This is a genomic window from Lentzea sp. NPDC059081 (assembly GCF_042738015.1).
GTDB lineage: Bacteria > Actinomycetota > Actinomycetes > Mycobacteriales > Pseudonocardiaceae > Lentzea.
In genome coordinates this window covers 245,327-260,233 of the sequence record NZ_JBHYGW010000008.1, presented here as the reverse complement: position 1 = coordinate 260,233, position 14,907 = coordinate 245,327, and the positions used below count along the sequence as shown (strand labels likewise).

The window sequence follows — 14,907 nt, the reverse complement described above, 5'->3', positions numbered from 1 at the left end:
GCCGCCATGCCGAAGAGCAAGGACAAGAAGCAGAAGTCCACATCGCCGACGCGCACCGAGGTACGGCGGTCCGGCTCGCCCGGCTCATCACGCAGTTCCAGCAGCCGCTCCCCGTCGCCGGAGCTGCCGAGCAAGACCAAGCGCGAGACGTACTCATCGCGGTCGCCATCGCCGGAGCTCAAGTTCCGGAAGCTGGACAGCACCTCCGACAGCGAGTCGAACACCGCGAAGGACTCCGAGAACCGCGACACGTACAAGGTGGGAGACGTCGTCACGTGGGAGGTGGGAACGTATCGCGGCGTCATCAAGAGCGTCAAAGACGGCAAGGCAACCATCACGATCACCCATGTCGACGGTGACGAGGTGACACCGGAAACCGCCGAGTTCTACCCGCCGGCCCAGGTGCACTTCGGCGGCCTGCGGCGAGAGGATGCCGCCCGCGAGATCAAGACGATCCCCGCGGAGGGGGTCCACATCACGCACTTCTACCAGGGCCCGATGACCGCGTCCGAGTTCATCGACCCGAACGGAGGCAAAGACAACATCGAGATCACCAGCCACGGGCTGGGCAGCGGCATCTACGGAATCGCCGGTCCCACTCGCGAGCAACTGCGGGACGCCGATCCGAGCACTCAGTACAACGTTCTACTGAAGAATCCCCTGTACCTGCAGGACAGCGACCACGGGGCGATGCTGAGCGCGCTGTCGCGGCGGTTGCAAAAGGTGGCGACCACGTTGACGACGCTTCCCGAACAGCAGGAACGATCGATCCAAAAATGGCTGAGCGACCAGCCGGAGCCGGGCGAACTGGCCGACGAGTTCGTGCAGGTGCTGGCGAGGACAGGCGTCCACCTGACGGCAGACGAGGCGACCACCCACGTCAAGTCCGCCCTCGGCAACTTCGTCAGCGAGTACAACCGCGCCAAGAACGCCAGGAGCCCTGTGGCACAGCCGATCAACTTCCTCCTGATGGGCGAACGGGGCTACGACGGGGTCTACGCGACGGACAAGGTCAACAACACGTTCAACCGGGGATGCGTCTCCTACGCCGTTCCCGACACCGCGCCCAAGAAGGTGCGAGCCGACCAGCACGGCGCGCTTCACCAACCTCAGAACACCCCGCTGACCCTCCTCTCGTAGCAAGGGAACGTAAATGTCTCCCGAAAGAAAGAAGCGCGGCCGCTCGCTTTCTCCGGCCGGCAGGCCCGACCGGACGACCACGACGACGACCAGGAGCCGGTCCCGGTCACTCGACCCGGACACCACCTCACGGCCACTGCCGACTGCCATCACCGCGAACCCGATGATCCCCGCCTTCGCCACCAAGCGCGAGATCGCCGACCAGGCCAGCCCCTCGGCAAGACCGCCGGACACAGCGAGCCTCCAGACCGTCGCGAAGGGAGTGTTCGACGACGACATCGGTCTCGGCGAGGAGGACAGGAAGAAGTTCCTCGACGAAGTCCGCACCAGGCTGAAGAAACCCGGCCTGTCGACGGAGGCGGTCAGGACCCTCGCACAGCGAGCCGAGTTCCTCGCCGACACGGCCGACACCCCGTCCGATGCCTTCGACCGGTGGGCACGGTCGTTCCGCACGGTGAGCAGGGCTGACCGCGGAAAAGCGTTGCGCACTCAGTGGACCAAGCAACCCGGCCTGCTGAGCTCCGCGATCCTGGAAAGGCTGTCCGAGGAGGGGATCACCCCGGACTCCATCCTCGACCCGGTGGTCCGGCCGTTCCTCGACGAGAAGAACCACTTCCCCGGAACCATGGCGGAAGATCTCCAGGGAATCCTCGACGGCATCTTCAAAGTCGCGACCGGTCCGCTCGACTGGTTGATCTCCGACACGCTGCTGGGGGACATGTTCGAGGCCGACACCCCTTACGAGCAGTCGCGGGCGTGCTTGGACGTGGTGGCCAAGGTGAGGATGCTCGTGGTCGACCGGTTGGATCTGGCCGAGGGCAACTACCACGACGCGACTGTGCGGGAGATCCCGCACAACGTGAACTTCTTCTGGTCAGGCCGCGCGATCTCCAAGAACGCGCTGGACAACGTGATCGCGTGGGCAACGGCTGCGGCCGGCACGGACTGGACCGTCACCATGTGGAGTGACCTGAAGATCTCCGACTGGGACGCCGGGAACGCCCGCGCGAAGCTGAAGCGGGCCGGTGTCGCCTTCAAGGACGCCAGGCCGGAGATCGACAGCAGGCTCGACTCGGCGTACGCCCTGGCCGCGGAGCACAACCTGGCCGCCTGTTCGGACCTCTTCAGGTGGTCGTTGTTCAAGAAGACCGGCGGAGTGTACGTCGACGTCGACATCGCGCCTGGCGACATCGACTTCCGGACGCTCTCCCACAAGGCGAGCCAGTTGTCCCTTCCCCTTTACGCGCCAGGGCTGCGTGACCTCGGCACGGTCCGCGAGGTTCTCGGCATGGCCAGGAACGCGCCGGTGACCACCGAGCACATCCGCCAGGCGATCGACGCCCAGATCAGCCTTGGCGTCATCAACAGCAACTTCATCGCCCTGCAAACCGGGTCGATGTACGTCGACCCGATGATCAACAAGATCACGGAGAAGACCAAGTCGATGGACGCCGACGCCTGGAGGACGGCCGGGGGGCAGGTGGCGGGCGTCAGCGGGCCAACCCTGCTCATGGGCGTGACCGCCGACATCAACGCGATCAAGGAGAAGGTCACCTCGGAACAGGGTCAAGCCCTGCTGGGCGGCCAGCACGTGAGCAGGTGGCCGCTGGTCTGGCTCACCGCGGAGAGCGAGAACCAGGACTGGTCACGGGGCCAGAGCTCGGCCAACCGGAAGTGACCCCGTTCAGGTCGAAGGCCCGCAATTCCAGGCCACGCCGGGGACGGACGAAGTCAGCGAGTGGTGGCGGTCGTGAAGTCCTGACCCGTCGGCGCCGCAACGGGGAGGTCGTGCGCGGCTTCCGGTCGTAGTCCGTCGAGGATGAGATGCAGGTAGCGCCGCCACAGGTCGGGTCGTGCCGTGACCACCGGTGCGGCGATCTGGGTGGGAGCGCCGAGCAGCAGCACGATGTCGTGCCCGGTCACGTCAGCCCGGAGGACGCCGGCCTGCCGGGCGCGTGCGGTCAGCGCCTCGGCCACCTGTGCCAGGCGATGACTGGCGGCGCGGACCGCGGGGTGTGCACGCGAGGTCGCGGTGGCGGCTTCGCAGAACGAGCGGTCACGGGAGTGGAGTTCGGCACCGACGGTCATGAACTCCAGCAGGGCGGATCGCGGATCGGTGTGCTCCAGCAGGGATTCACCGGTGGCGGCCAGCGCGCCGAGTTGTGCGCAGAAGACCGCGGCGACCAGTTCTTCCTTGCTCGGGAAGTGGTTGAAGACGGTTCCCTTGGCCACGCCGGCGAGCGCGGCGATCCGGGCCATGGAGACGTCGAGGCCGTGCTCGGCCAGTTCCGCCGCGGCCGCGTCGATGACGAGGCTCCGGTTTCGGGCGGCGTCGGCTCGGGGCATGCGACCGAGCCTAACGCAAGTTGACCGCTCGGTCATATTTCGCTAGCGTCCGACAAAATGACCGAGCGGTCAACTTAGGAGGGCGTTGATGAGAGCTGTCGTCGCGAAGCGGTACGGCCAGGCCGAGGTCTTGGCGGTCGAGGACGTTCCCGTCCCGCTGCCGGGCCCCGGTCAGATCCAGGTCCGCATCCGCGCCGCCGCGATCAACCCCGCGGACCTGCGCACTCTCAGCGGGGTGTGGCGTGACCTGTCCCCCTTGACCTTCCCCCACGTGCCGGGCAGCGATTTCGCGGGCACGGTCACCGAGGTCGGCCCGGGCGTCACCCGGTTCGTCCAGGGCGACGAGGTGTTCGGGACCGCGCTTCCGCGCGCGGCGAAGAAAATGGCCACGGTGCTGTCCGACCCGCCCTCCCTGACGACCGGTGCCATGGCCGAGTACGCGGTCTTCGAGGCGGACACCCCCGCGATCACGCGGCGCCCGGACGGCCTGTCCGCCGACCACGCGGCCACCCTGCCCATACCGGGCCTGACCTCGCTGGCCGTGCTGCGCGAGGGTGGGTTCGAGGCCGGGCAACGAGTTCTGGTGACAGGAGCCGCGGGCGGCGTCGGCGGCGCGGTGGTCCCACTGCTGGCCGCGAGCCGGGTGCACGTGATCGCCACCGCGCTACCCGAGGACGACGACCACGTCCGCGACCTCGGCGCGACCGAGGTCATCGACTACCGGACAACCAACACCATCACCGAGACCCTGCGGCGTCATCCGGGCGGCGTCGACGCCATGGTCAACCTCGTCCTACCAGGCCCCGCTCTGGTCGAGGCAAGTCACGCCATCAGGCCAGGAGGCCACCTGCTCAACGTCGCCTTCCCCAGTCCCGACCCATCCGCGTTCGACCGCGCCGATCTCACCGTGCGCACCGTGTACAGCACCGCGCGCGCCGGCGACCTGGATCACCTGGCGGCGCAGGCCTTGGCCGGCACCCTGCCATCCACGGTCAGCCGGCGGTACGCACTCGACGAGGGCGCACGGGCATATGGCGATCTCATGCACAGCCATGTCCGCGGAAAGCTCCTCGTCACCGCCGACGCCACGAGTTGATCGGCCTATCACCACGAAGGTCCGCTCCTGGGTCCCTGTGCGGTTCCAAGGCAACCGGAGCCGGTAATCCGGCCGACGCCCCTTCCCTGATCGCCGGACTGTCCGGTGCCTTTGCGGTTCACTGAGGTGATGGGGATCGCGAAGGCACGGCGAATCGCTTTGCGCGCACACCGGGGGCAGCTCACACAGCACGGTGATCTGGTCACGGACGAACTCGAACGGCTTGCCCGCGCTGTCGAGGAACGGGGCGGGAGCTGGGCGGCCCAGCAGGCCGCCTGGTTGCACGTCGTTCCCTCTACCGGACTGGACCTGACACGACAGAACCTGCCACGGCGGGTTCTCCGGGCTGTGGAGGCGTTGCAGCCGTCCCCCGGCAGATCCGGGCCCGACCCTGATCACGTGCGGCAGGTCGAGGACGCGCTGGCGGTGTACGAGGTGTTGATGGCACCCGAGAAAGGCGCGGTGTCCGCGGGCCCGAGCACGCTGCAGGAGCTGCTCGCCGCGTACCAGACCTCACGTGCTCCCCGGATCATGTCGAAGATCTCCTTCCTGCTCCTCGACGGCCTGAACACTCCGGTGGCGGCAGAGCTGGCCGAGCGGTGGTGGGACTCGGACGACGACTGGGAGGCGAACGTCGCCGTGCTGGCGGCGCGCGGTACGGGCCTGCTGGACCGGGAACGCCTGTTGCGCAAGGTGACCGGTGACTCCTCCGTTGTTGCCTGGACCGCGATCGAGAGCCTGACTGGCGACGGCACCCCGGAGGAGATCGCGGCGCTGCACTCGGTGCTGCGGAACCCGGACCAGATGTGGGAAGGGGCTCGCGTCGCCGCGACGAAGAGACTGGTCGCGATCGGTGGACTAGACGCGGAAGCCGTCTTCCAGGAGTGGACGTTCCGCCCGGCGGAGGCGCCGTGGCGCTTCGACCGGTCGTGGTTGCACCGGAACGCGGCGCAGGTGGTCCCCAGGATGATTGAGGCGTTGCCCACCGCGTGGTGGTACTACGAGGCACCTTTCGCACTGGGCGAGCTCCGGGCCGCCGAAGCGGTGGGCCCGCTGTGCGAGGCAGTGCTGACCGCCAGCCAACCCCTTCCGATGATCGAGGCGCTCGGCAAGATCGGTTCCGCCGACGCGGTACCGACGCTGGTCCGGCTGTTCGAGCACGCCGATCCGAAGGTGCGAGCCGCGGTGTTGCAGGTGCTGGGAAAGCTGGGTGGTGCCGAGCTCACCGTTGTGGCCATGGCGGCCTGCGACGACACGGACGTCCTGGTGAGGCAGCAGGCCGCGCGGGTGCTCGTCCGGCACGCCGATGCCCGTGCCGTGCCGTTGCTCCTCCATCTGTGCGAGACCGCGCACGCTGCCCAGGCAGCGGACGCGTTGGCCCGGATCGGCGACCCCCGAGCCCTGCCGATGTTGTGGCACCTGTTCTTCCACCACCCCGACAAGGCCGCGAGACATGCGGCAGGCCGCGGGCTGGCCCGCATCGACGGCGCCGATCGGGGGTGCTGGTCGACTGATCCGCAAGCCGTACGCGCGTACGTGTGGCTGCTCGGGCACAAGCCGGGCTGGCCGCGCCACGCGCTGCGGCGGGCGATCGAGCACACCGACGCGCTGGTGCGAGCCCGCGCTGCGGAGACCTGCGGCCGCCTCGCCGATCCCGCTGCGGCTGAGGATGTCCGCGCCCTGCTCGACGACCCCGACCCGCGGGTGCGCACTGCCGCGAGGCACGCACTCGACCGGCTGGGCCCCGAAGCCGAGAGTTGACCTCGTCCCTGGCCCGAACACATTCTCCGCAAGAGATTCTAACGGCCGCGCACTCCAGCGAGCCGACGTGTGCGGTTGAGCGCGAGAACCCTGTGCGTGCCGAAAACTACGTCCGCACAGGTCAAGCGGCATGCCGATACTCGTGGAGGACTCCACCGAGACGGTCCCGTCGCAGTATCGCGAGGCGTTCGATCCGGTCAGGTCCAAGGGGTTGCGGTTGGGCTCGCAAGGGTGCTGCGGCGGCGAGGGACCGGTGGGTGCGGTTCAGGTTGTAGTGCTGCTCGTACGCTTGCAGCGCGTGCCGGAGATGAATCTCGTTCCAGATCAGTGTGCGGTCCAGGAGCTCGCCGCGCAGCGTCTTGACCCAGCGTTCCATGATCGCGTTCATGCGGGGCACCCGGACGCCGGTCAGGATCGTCGTGATCCCGGCGCCGCCGAGGATCTCGTCGATCAGTGCGGGGTACTCACCGTCGCGATCACGGATGAGGAACTTGACCCGTGCGAGGCTGCCGGCGTCCTCGAGGTCCATCAGGAGATTTCGGACGGCCTATGTCACCCAAGCATGTGCCGGGTGTGCGGTGGTGCCGAGAATGCGCACGCGCCGACCGGCGTGATGGACAGCGGCAAGGATGTACTGGCGTGCGCCGGTCAGCGTGACGGTCTCGATGAAATCCATCGCCAGGAAAACCTCGGCCTGGGAGCGCAGGAACTCGGCCCACGTGACGGTCACTCGGTGTGGCGCCTGGTCGACGCCGGCAGCTTTGAGGATCTCCCACACAGTCGAAGCAGCAACCGTGACACCGAGGAGGGCGAGTTCTCCGTGGATGCGCCGATAGCCCCATGAGGAGTTCTCGGCCGCCAGACGCAGGACAAGGTGGCGAACCGACACCACGGTGCGCGGGCGCCCAGGCTTTCGACGCCGGCTCGCCTGGGCGTGGCGACGCTTCGCCTGGTCACGATGCCACCGCAGCACCGTGTCCGCGCTGACCAGCAGGCGGAGTCGGCGCAGAGTGGTGCGGGCCAGCGGCGCCAGGAGCGCGGCGAGGAACGCCCTGTCCTCAGGTCGGAGTGGTGGGCGTCGGTCGCCGAGTTGTCGTTGCAAGACGGCGAGCTGGTGGCGAAGAGCGAGAATCTCGATGTCCTTCTCGCGATCAGTCAGTGGCAATAGCCGCAGCGCGGCGAAGGCGTGGGTGACGGAAAGGTAAGCGAAGCGGACCAGCACGGGACGCGATCATGCCCGACGACCGCCAGCCACACGCCGAGACCTGCACGCTGCACGGACGTACTTTTCGGCACGCACACGGCTGGTCCGGCGCGGGGGCTGCTGGAGCTTCACCCACCACGAGGTGGTCGTGGACCAGAGCACCGAAACCGGCGCGGGGCGCGACGACTTCGCACGACCTGGCCAGCAGAGCGGCATCTGACTTCGGACCAACCGGTCCCGTTGACATGCAACGGGACCGCCACGGCGTCAACGCTCACAGGGTCAAGTGGGGACTTCACCCTCCTGCGCTGACGCCGTGCGTCCGGATCTGACCGGTGCTTCGGTCCATGCGAAGGTGTGGCAGCGGTTGTTCCAGCCGGTGACAAGACTCAGATCTGGTGGTGAGATCGCGGGCTGTGGAAGCAGGGTGGTGCCCTGCCCGAAGTCCAGCCGGGGTGGCGCATACCGAGGTCACCGGACGCAGGCGGAAATACCGCCACCTCTGGCCTCCGCACAAGGACCTGCTCACCCACTGAACAGTTGGCTGAATGCGCCGCCTGAGGATGTTGCCACTTCGGCGGCGTGGCGCCGGTGCCAGCTTGAGCAACCATTGGCGCACGGGTTCATCGCCTGCTCGTCGTGCAGGCGGGCATCCCGACCGGCGAGCTCGTGCTGGGAACCGCGGAGTTCTTCACGGGTGCCGGACTTTCCGTCGGTGACGTCCTTCCGCACCACGGCGCCGTCCAGGTAGCACGGCCTTTCGGTGACGCGCGACATCAGCACGCACTGGCTACTGCTGGTGGAGGAGAACTGGAATTGAGCGTGCGGGAACATCTCCTCCGGCCGAGTACGAGGAGATGTTCCACCTGGCGGCCCTCGGCGCCGGCGCGGCAGTTGTGAAGTCAACTGATCCGGCTTCCGGCTTCGCCGCTGGTGTGGTCGACGACCGAGAACTCCAGCCTCTTCATCGAGGAGTAGCTCGCCGTCGAGGGGTACGAGGCGGTCATCAGGTCACTTGACGAAGCCAGCTTGAGCGCCGACAGGTCGTTGGATCTGATCGCTCGCCGATGCGTGCGTGTCCAGCAAGGCGGAGAGACGCACGAAGCGAACGACAAGAACCCTTTTCAAGATCGTGATTGAAAGCAGTTACGCCGTCCGCTGTGGCGCCGGGCGTCATGCCAGCGTCAGTCGATCAGGCTCAGGGGTGTCGTGCTGAAGACACCGGCCAACAGGTCGTCAAGTAGAACGGGCAGACGCCCTGGCAGGAGTTTGTCCGAGCACTCGCGCAGTTCGGCTGCTGTCCACCAGCGTCGTTCGATCAGTCCGGCCTTTTCGTTCTCGGTCGGTTTGAGGGGCACCTGTGGTGCCGTGTCGGTGACGCGGCCGAGGAAGACGTGATCCTCACGGTGGTGATCGCGCCCCTTGTAGTGGAAACGGGACTCGCGAACCCATAGTTTGCGACCCAGCGAGGGGATGATGAGCCCAGTCTCCTCGGCGACTTCACGAAGAGCCGCGTCTTCCGGTTTCTCGCCGTCGTCGAGGCCTCCGCCGGGGAGTTCCCACCAGTGGTGGCTGCGGTCGTGCGGGTCGCAGGCATGGACAAGCAGCACACGGTCGTGGGTGTCGAGCAGCAGTACCCGAGCGCCGATGCGTGGGCTGGTGGCGGTGGTGGACATGCGGCGGGCGTTCCTCGCGGTCGGCTGGCTGGGCGGCAGCCTCCGCGGGTGGGTGCCGGAGTTCAGAACAGAGTGGGCTCCGGCTCGGTGAGCGCGTCGACCGCCGTGGCAGGGTCAGACGTTAGCAGCGTCCGCTTCGGGCTCAGCGACAACCGGACGGTGAGTCCCGAGTGATCGGTCAAGCGTGAGCCGTCCGCGTTCTTCCTGGTCTCGTGCACGTAATCGCAGTTCAGAAGGTGTTCGACGAGTGCCGGGGAACCGTGGGCGTGGTCATAGCGGTACCCCAGCTCCGGGCGGCGTGCCCAGCTGTGTTCGACCAGCTGGGGGTGCAGGGTCCGGAACAGGTCCGTCAGCCGGTGCCGTTCGGTCAGGGCGTCGTAGAAGGCGTACTCGAACTGCGCGAATTGGCCGCGGTGCGCTGGCTGATGGCCGGGTTCGAGTACGTTGAGGTCGCCGAGCAGCAGCAGCGGAGCGTTCGATGCCGTCCTGTCCAGCGCGGTGTGAAACCGGTCGATCCATGTCTTCTTGCGCTCGGTCTTCTCCACGCTGGCGTCTCGAGACGGCACGTAAGCGCCGACGATGCGCAGTGGGCCGCTGTCGGTGTCGACGACAACCCCTGCCGCCCTGGCTGGCAGGTAGTCCAGGGCAGCTCCGAGCGGATCCAGCTCTGTGGCGAGCTTGCTGACGATCATCACGCCGAGCTCGCCCTTCGAGTGTTCCGGGAAGGTGACCGAGTAGCCAGCCGAAGAAAAGGCCTGGGCCAGGAACTCGCTCCCGGCGGTGGCTTTGGTCTCGGTCAGGACCAGGACCTCCTCGGGCCGGGCAGCGAGCCACCGGAGCTGTCGTTGTGCACGGTCGAGGGATGGCGCTCCGACGTTGACGGTCAGCAGGCTCAGCGGCATACCGCGATCTTCTCCTCGAGCACTCGATGAATCAGCGACACGATCCTCGCAGCGATCGTGGCGGCGTCGTCGGTGGTGCAGTCCAGTGTTTCGACCGGCCAGCCCTTGCCTTGCAGGTCCACGACGGCATGGACGTAGAGGCCGGATTCCATGTCGCTGCTGTCCTCGGCGCGTTCGAAGCGGCTGTGTCCGCCACGGGTACGCAGGCGGTGGTCGATTACTACAGGGTCGCCGTTGAGGACGACCGAGAGGTCAGGGCGGTAGACACCGTGGTTGAGCTGCCATACCGTCTCCACGGAAAGGCCGTCGAGGCCTTGCAGGACGAGCGACGAGGCGACATAGCGGTCGCACACGACCACGTGACCGGCGCGCAGCGCGGGCTTGATCTCGGCGTCGAGCTGGTGGTGCCGGTCAGCCGCGCACAGGCACGCCAAGGCCATTCCCCGGTAGGTGTCGGTGCCGTGCCGGGCCAGCTCGCCCAGCGGCGCGCGGGACGGTTGTGCCGTGGAGTGCACCGGGTGGCCCGCCGCGGTCAACGCATCTGCGATCAGTCTTGCGGCGGTGGACTTGCCGACACCGCCGGGCCCGTCCAGCGTGATCAGCGTTCCCGGGAGGCGGCGTGGCTCGTCGAAGACGGTGGTCATACCGGCATCAGTGGCAGCAGCCGGCGCTCTCGACCGTGGTCCATGTTCGTGATCGGGCACTGCTCGGCGTCCACGTCGCCGATCCGTCCACCGGAGGCAACCACTGCCGCCGGGCAACCCTTGCCGCATCCGGCGTTCATCGCACACGACGTGCAGGTGTCGTTGGTGCCGACCTGGTAGCGGTCGTGGAACCGGTAGTCGTCCAGCCGTTGCGCGATGTCCGTGTCGGTGAGGATGTTCCCAACGATGAACTCGGTGTCGGTGTGCTGGGAGGCTGGTGTTCTCGCGGCGAACACCAGGTACGGGCAGACGGTGACCTCGCCGGGTGTGAACACGTAGATGATCGTTCCGGCTTCGCAGCCCGACAGGGGCTTCCCGGCGGTGTTGGGGAAGCGGATGTGGGCGATGTCGAGGTCCGGGCTGTCGAAGGGCTCGGTCAAGGCGTGGATCTCCTGCATGTGCAGAGTGGTCTTCGCGAGCCGGGCCTGCGACTTGACGCCGCGGCCCATGCTGCCTAGCGGATTGAGCAGCACGTAGCGTGCCCCGTTGGTGCGGGCGAACTCGCACAGCTCGACGTACTCCTCGTTCTGCGCCAACGAGTTCGGAGTGCACAGCAAGCCCTGCAGGATCCCGACGGCACCGAGCTTGCGCACGGTTTCCACGGTGACGTCGAAGCTGGCCCGGTCACCGCGGAACTTGCCGTGCGAGTCCGCGGCGAATCCGTCGAGTGAGACGTTGCAGTGCGTTCCGAGGCTGGCGAGCTCGGTGATCTGATCGTCGCTCAGCATGGTCGCGTTCGTGCACACTCCGACCTCCATGCCGGCCATCCGGAACTCCCGCACGATCGCGAGAAAGTCGGGGTGGATCGTGGGCTCCCCGCCGGTCAGAGTCACTCGCCTGACCCGTGCCTCACTCAGTTGCGGGATCACCTTCTCGACGATGTCGGCCAAGCGCATCTGCCTTCCGACACGAGTTGCCGACACGAAGCAATGCGCGCAACGAAGGTTGCAGTCCTCGTTCATCTGCAACAACGCCTTGCGATAAGGACTGTCCACTGTGGTCCGGAAGTAACAGGTCGTGGCAAACGCCTCTCCTGCGATGCTCCGAGTAGCAGTCATCGTCACCCTCCCCCATCTGCGGCTGCGGATCGCCGACGCCGTCGGTGATCAAGTGCCCGATCAGGCCTCCAGATAGATGTTCGGAAGAACAGTAGCGTTCCTTTAGATGTCCAAGTGGACATCTTTGGGCCAGTACGAGTACAACTGCGAACAGCGACAACCCAACTGTCTGCACGGACAACAAGCACTTCGGAGCCGGTCCAGCAGCCAACAAAGATCAGGAGGCGACGGTGTCCGACATCGCGGACGAGGTCGGCGCGGAAGAACTGCTGGCAACGCTGCTGGCGTGCCCGCCGGAAATGCTCGACGTCAGCCTCGACCAGCTCCGCACCCTCGCCGTCGTGCACACCACCGGCACGGCGCAACGCGCAGCCCGCGTCCTGGGCCGTGAACAGTCCAGCGTGCAGAAGCAGCTCGACAACCTCAACCGCACCGCGACCCGCCTCGTCGGCGAGGCGCTGGTCCTGAAACAGGGCCGCGGCAAGGACTTCCTCTTCACCCCATCCGGTGAAGAGGTCGTCGAACTGGCGATCCGGACCCTGGCGTCGTGGACCGACAGCCTGCACCGCAGTCGCAGGCGGCTCGGCTCCACCGTCACCTTCGGCACCACCGAGTTCACCGTCGAGTTCCTCGGCGCGGTGTGGCCGGCGTTGCGCGAGGACTTCGAGCGCCGCGACATCCGCCTCAACATCGAACACGTCCGCACCCGCGACCTGTGGCGCAAACTCGACGCCAAGAAGGTCGACATGGCCTGCGGCAGCTTCGCCGCCCACGTCGGCCAACCACCCGAGCTCGACTACGACTTCCTGGAATGGCACCGCGAACGGGTCGCACTGCTCACCAACCTCACCACCCGCGAGCTACCCGACACACCAGTGGCCGCCACGAAGCTGCCGACGCTTCCACTACTCTCACCGACCGCCGGCCTGCTCGCCCAGTTCCTCGGCCGCTGGTACGGACCCGACTACCGCGGCAAACTCACCATCATCGCCGACATCGACTCGCTCAACTACGGACTCAACCTCCTCGACGCCGAACTGACCCACGGCTGCATGCTCACCACCGAACGCGTCGCCGACGCCGTCCTCGAAGGACGACTACCAGGCCGCGGCCTGCGCAAGATCGACCTCGCCGACGACTACACCCCCGCACTCGAGATCGTCACCGGCATCTTCGCCCGCAAAGGCGAGCGAATCCGCTACGCCGCCGACCACCCCCTCAACCTGCTGTGGACGGCCTTCGCGGCAGCGAGCCCCACCAACACGGTTCCCGCAACCCTTCCAGGTTGATCTTCACCGCCACACACATGCGATCGAACATATGTGCGATTGCAGTGACAGGTTCTCGCGTCATGGATCGGCAGCTTCTTGAACCGTCCCAAATGGACGGCAATCTCACATACAGGTACGACTCGACTGGCAGGCCGGTCGCCCTCTTGCCGGCGCGGTGCAAGCTCGGCCGGCACACTCTTGGGCACTGGCAGTTCCGGGCGGTCGTGCACGACGGTGAGGCCAACATCAGCTGTCTGGCCTGCGCGACCGACGGCGCCGATCACTCCTGGCGGCTCGCGACCTCTGCCCCCGTTCCAGCCAGTGCAGAGCTGTCGGAGGAACGTTACAACGAGCTCGCGCGCGGCAGGACGCAGCGAGCGTTGTCCGCGGTGGGACGCTCATGACGCTCCGCAGTCCCTTCACCGTCTGGGAGGGCGACGACGTTCACGGCCACAGAGCCGTGCTCACCGGCGTCTCGGTCCGGCTGGACCGATTGTTCGCACGCCCTCCAGGTGCCCGTCGGCACGTCATCGAGACCGGGCTCGATCTGACCGGTGAGGTGCAGGGACGCCTGCACGGGCGGTTCCCGAGCGTGGAAGGTGACTGGCTCGGCGTCGTCAACTACGAGATCGGCTACGCCGACGGTCGACGCGACAAGCTGTACCTGGTCGACCAGTTGGTCCCGTTCCACGTACTTCGCAAGCGCGATTGAACGACCGACGTAGCGTTCATCTGCCAGGCGGCAGCACCACGCTGTCCGGGTCGCGGTCAGGTCGCAGACCGCGCCATGCAGGATGCCGGAGGCGGCCGTCCGAGGTCCACTGCCGGAACTCGACCTCACCCACCAGCCCTGGTTTGCCCCACAGCGCGTCGCGCGCGTGCTCGCGGGGCACCTCGACGTCGAACGGGCTGGTGGACCTTGCTCGCCGCTTGAGCTGCCGTTGCAGATCGGCGAGCATTTCCTGGCTGAAGCCGGTGCCGACGTGTCCGATGTAGAGCAGCCGCCCTTCGGCGTCGTGGGCGCCGAGCAGGAGGGATCCGATCCTGCCCGTGCGGTTGCCCTGTCGCCTGCGCCAGCCACCGATCACAACCGCCTGGGTGTACCGGAGTGGCGTTTTCAACCAGGAAGGCGACCGTCGGCCGGGCTCACACCGCGATTTGGACCGCTTGGAGACGATCCCTTCGAACCCGTACTGGCTGGCGACGCGCAGCACGTCCTCTGGCTCGGTGTCCGGAAAGCTCGGCGGCACTTGCACCGCGTGCTCACCAGGCAAGCCGAGCTCGACCAGCATCGCCCGGCGCACGTCGTACGGCTTCGACACCAGCGACCGGCCATCCAGGTGCAGCAGGTCGAAAACGAAGTACGCGATGCGAGGTCGCGCCGGACGCAGTTCCCGCACGCCGGAGGCGAGCTTGTTGCGCTGCTGCAGCAGCCCGAAGTTCGGGCGCCCGTGCTCGTCGAGCGCCACGATCTCCCCATCGAGCACCGCGGTCCGGTTGCGCAGATCGGGCAGGATGGCCAGTTCGGGAAAACGTGGCATGAAGCCGAGGTCGTTCCGGCTGATCGGCCGGACATCACGGCCCTGGCAGTGCGCCACGCCCCGGTAACCACCCCACTTGAACTCGGCGGCCCATCCGTCGTCCTGCGGCGGAGCTCATGAGTGCGAGGTGCTGGGCGCGGAGAGCAGGGACTGGAATGATCCGCTCGCGAAGTTGGGCTGCCCGGCGCGGTCGATAGCCACAATCTCG

The 14,907-nt window shown here is 67.0% G+C and carries 14 protein-coding genes and 1 pseudogene; 6 read left to right on the top strand and 9 right to left on the bottom strand.

Annotated features, from left to right (window positions below; translation table 11 throughout):
- The first annotated feature begins 6 nt into the window (after nucleotides 1-6).
- Nucleotides 7-1,140: a hypothetical protein gene (locus ACFWV3_RS20960; RefSeq protein ID WP_382413060.1), complete on the top strand. Its 1,134-nt coding sequence runs from the start codon at nucleotides 7-9 to the stop codon at nucleotides 1,138-1,140.
- A gap of 13 nt (nucleotides 1,141-1,153) precedes the next feature.
- Complete coding sequence (locus tag ACFWV3_RS20955) at nucleotides 1,154-2,818, top strand: hypothetical protein (RefSeq protein ID WP_382413059.1); 1,665 nt, start codon at nucleotides 1,154-1,156, stop codon at nucleotides 2,816-2,818.
- A 53-nt stretch (nucleotides 2,819-2,871) separates the two neighbouring features.
- Here the strand turns inward: ACFWV3_RS20955 and ACFWV3_RS20950 are convergent, their stop codons facing one another.
- Nucleotides 2,872-3,486, bottom strand: coding sequence for a TetR/AcrR family transcriptional regulator (locus ACFWV3_RS20950; protein WP_382413058.1), 615 nt, complete (start codon nucleotides 3,484-3,486; stop codon nucleotides 2,872-2,874).
- 88 nt (nucleotides 3,487-3,574) lie between these two features.
- Between ACFWV3_RS20950 and ACFWV3_RS20945 the strand changes: the two genes are divergently transcribed.
- Both ACFWV3_RS20945 and ACFWV3_RS20940 read left to right on the top strand, forming a co-directional pair.
- Nucleotides 3,575-4,582 (top strand): NADP-dependent oxidoreductase, encoded by a 1,008-nt coding sequence (locus ACFWV3_RS20945; RefSeq protein WP_382413057.1) that lies wholly within the window; start codon nucleotides 3,575-3,577, stop codon nucleotides 4,580-4,582.
- A 399-nt stretch (nucleotides 4,583-4,981) separates the two neighbouring features.
- Nucleotides 4,982-6,343: a HEAT repeat domain-containing protein gene (locus ACFWV3_RS20940; protein WP_382413056.1), complete on the top strand. Its 1,362-nt coding sequence runs from the start codon at nucleotides 4,982-4,984 to the stop codon at nucleotides 6,341-6,343.
- A 121-nt stretch (nucleotides 6,344-6,464) separates the two neighbouring features.
- Here the strand turns inward: ACFWV3_RS20940 and ACFWV3_RS20935 are convergent, their stop codons facing one another.
- The 7 genes from ACFWV3_RS20935 to ACFWV3_RS20905 form a co-directional block, all read right to left on the bottom strand.
- Nucleotides 6,465-6,872: an integrase core domain-containing protein gene (locus tag ACFWV3_RS20935; protein ID WP_382413055.1), complete on the bottom strand. Its 408-nt coding sequence runs from the start codon at nucleotides 6,870-6,872 to the stop codon at nucleotides 6,465-6,467.
- Nucleotides 6,873-6,890: 18 nt separating this feature from the next.
- Nucleotides 6,891-7,565, bottom strand: coding sequence for a hypothetical protein (locus ACFWV3_RS20930; protein ID WP_382413054.1), 675 nt, complete (start codon nucleotides 7,563-7,565; stop codon nucleotides 6,891-6,893).
- A gap of 507 nt (nucleotides 7,566-8,072) precedes the next feature.
- The gene (locus ACFWV3_RS20925; protein WP_382413053.1) at nucleotides 8,073-8,381 is read right to left on the bottom strand and encodes a hypothetical protein; all 309 of its coding nucleotides are present in this window, start codon (nucleotides 8,379-8,381) and stop codon (nucleotides 8,073-8,075) included.
- Between the two features lie 350 nt (nucleotides 8,382-8,731).
- On the bottom strand, nucleotides 8,732-9,223 hold the full coding sequence (locus tag ACFWV3_RS20920; protein WP_382413052.1) for an NUDIX hydrolase: 492 nt from the start codon (nucleotides 9,221-9,223) through the stop codon (nucleotides 8,732-8,734).
- Between the two features lie 62 nt (nucleotides 9,224-9,285).
- Nucleotides 9,286-10,125 carry an endonuclease/exonuclease/phosphatase family protein gene (locus ACFWV3_RS20915; RefSeq protein ID WP_382413051.1) on the bottom strand — a complete coding sequence of 280 codons (840 nt, stop codon included), beginning with the start codon at nucleotides 10,123-10,125 and terminating at the stop codon, nucleotides 9,286-9,288.
- The gene (gene tmk / locus ACFWV3_RS20910) at nucleotides 10,116-10,769 is read right to left on the bottom strand and encodes a dTMP kinase (protein WP_382413050.1); all 654 of its coding nucleotides are present in this window, start codon (nucleotides 10,767-10,769) and stop codon (nucleotides 10,116-10,118) included. Before tmk ends, ACFWV3_RS20915 begins: the two co-directional genes overlap by 10 nt.
- Nucleotides 10,766-11,887 carry a radical SAM protein gene (locus tag ACFWV3_RS20905; RefSeq protein ID WP_382413049.1) on the bottom strand — a complete coding sequence of 374 codons (1,122 nt, stop codon included), beginning with the start codon at nucleotides 11,885-11,887 and terminating at the stop codon, nucleotides 10,766-10,768. Before ACFWV3_RS20905 ends, tmk begins: the two co-directional genes overlap by 4 nt.
- A gap of 230 nt (nucleotides 11,888-12,117) precedes the next feature.
- Here ACFWV3_RS20905 and ACFWV3_RS20900 point away from each other — a divergent pair, with 230 nt between their 5' ends.
- On the top strand, nucleotides 12,118-13,176 hold the full coding sequence (locus ACFWV3_RS20900; protein WP_382413048.1) for a LysR family transcriptional regulator: 1,059 nt from the start codon (nucleotides 12,118-12,120) through the stop codon (nucleotides 13,174-13,176).
- Between the two features lie 382 nt (nucleotides 13,177-13,558).
- Nucleotides 13,559-13,870, top strand: coding sequence for a hypothetical protein (locus ACFWV3_RS20895; protein ID WP_382413047.1), 312 nt, complete (start codon nucleotides 13,559-13,561; stop codon nucleotides 13,868-13,870).
- A 16-nt stretch (nucleotides 13,871-13,886) separates the two neighbouring features.
- Here ACFWV3_RS20895 and ligD read toward each other — a convergent pair.
- Nucleotides 13,887-14,798 (bottom strand): annotated as a pseudogene (gene ligD, locus ACFWV3_RS20890) (non-homologous end-joining DNA ligase); the annotation flags it as partial.
- Nucleotides 14,799-14,907 lie beyond the last annotated feature (109 nt).

What these genes read in the sequence shown, in the direction of transcription:
- ACFWV3_RS20960 (WP_382413060.1), top strand. Translation starts at nt 7, where the DNA reads ATGCCGAAGAGCAAGGACAAGAAGCAGAAGTCCACATCGCCGACGCGC.
- ACFWV3_RS20905 (WP_382413049.1), bottom strand. Translation starts at nt 11,887, where the DNA reads ATGACTGCTACTCGGAGCATCGCAGGAGAGGCGTTTGCCACGACCTGT.
- ACFWV3_RS20935 (WP_382413055.1), bottom strand. Translation starts at nt 6,872, where the DNA reads ATGGACCTCGAGGACGCCGGCAGCCTCGCACGGGTCAAGTTCCTCATC.
- ACFWV3_RS20945 (WP_382413057.1), top strand. Translation starts at nt 3,575, where the DNA reads ATGAGAGCTGTCGTCGCGAAGCGGTACGGCCAGGCCGAGGTCTTGGCG.
- tmk (WP_382413050.1), bottom strand. Translation starts at nt 10,769, where the DNA reads ATGACCACCGTCTTCGACGAGCCACGCCGCCTCCCGGGAACGCTGATC.
- ACFWV3_RS20920 (WP_382413052.1), bottom strand. Translation starts at nt 9,223, where the DNA reads ATGTCCACCACCGCCACCAGCCCACGCATCGGCGCTCGGGTACTGCTG.
- ACFWV3_RS20895 (WP_382413047.1), top strand. Translation starts at nt 13,559, where the DNA reads ATGACGCTCCGCAGTCCCTTCACCGTCTGGGAGGGCGACGACGTTCAC.
- ACFWV3_RS20950 (WP_382413058.1), bottom strand. Translation starts at nt 3,486, where the DNA reads ATGCCCCGAGCCGACGCCGCCCGAAACCGGAGCCTCGTCATCGACGCG.
- ACFWV3_RS20925 (WP_382413053.1), bottom strand. Translation starts at nt 8,381, where the DNA reads ATGTTCCCGCACGCTCAATTCCAGTTCTCCTCCACCAGCAGTAGCCAG.
- ACFWV3_RS20955 (WP_382413059.1), top strand. Translation starts at nt 1,154, where the DNA reads ATGTCTCCCGAAAGAAAGAAGCGCGGCCGCTCGCTTTCTCCGGCCGGC.
- ACFWV3_RS20915 (WP_382413051.1), bottom strand. Translation starts at nt 10,125, where the DNA reads ATGCCGCTGAGCCTGCTGACCGTCAACGTCGGAGCGCCATCCCTCGAC.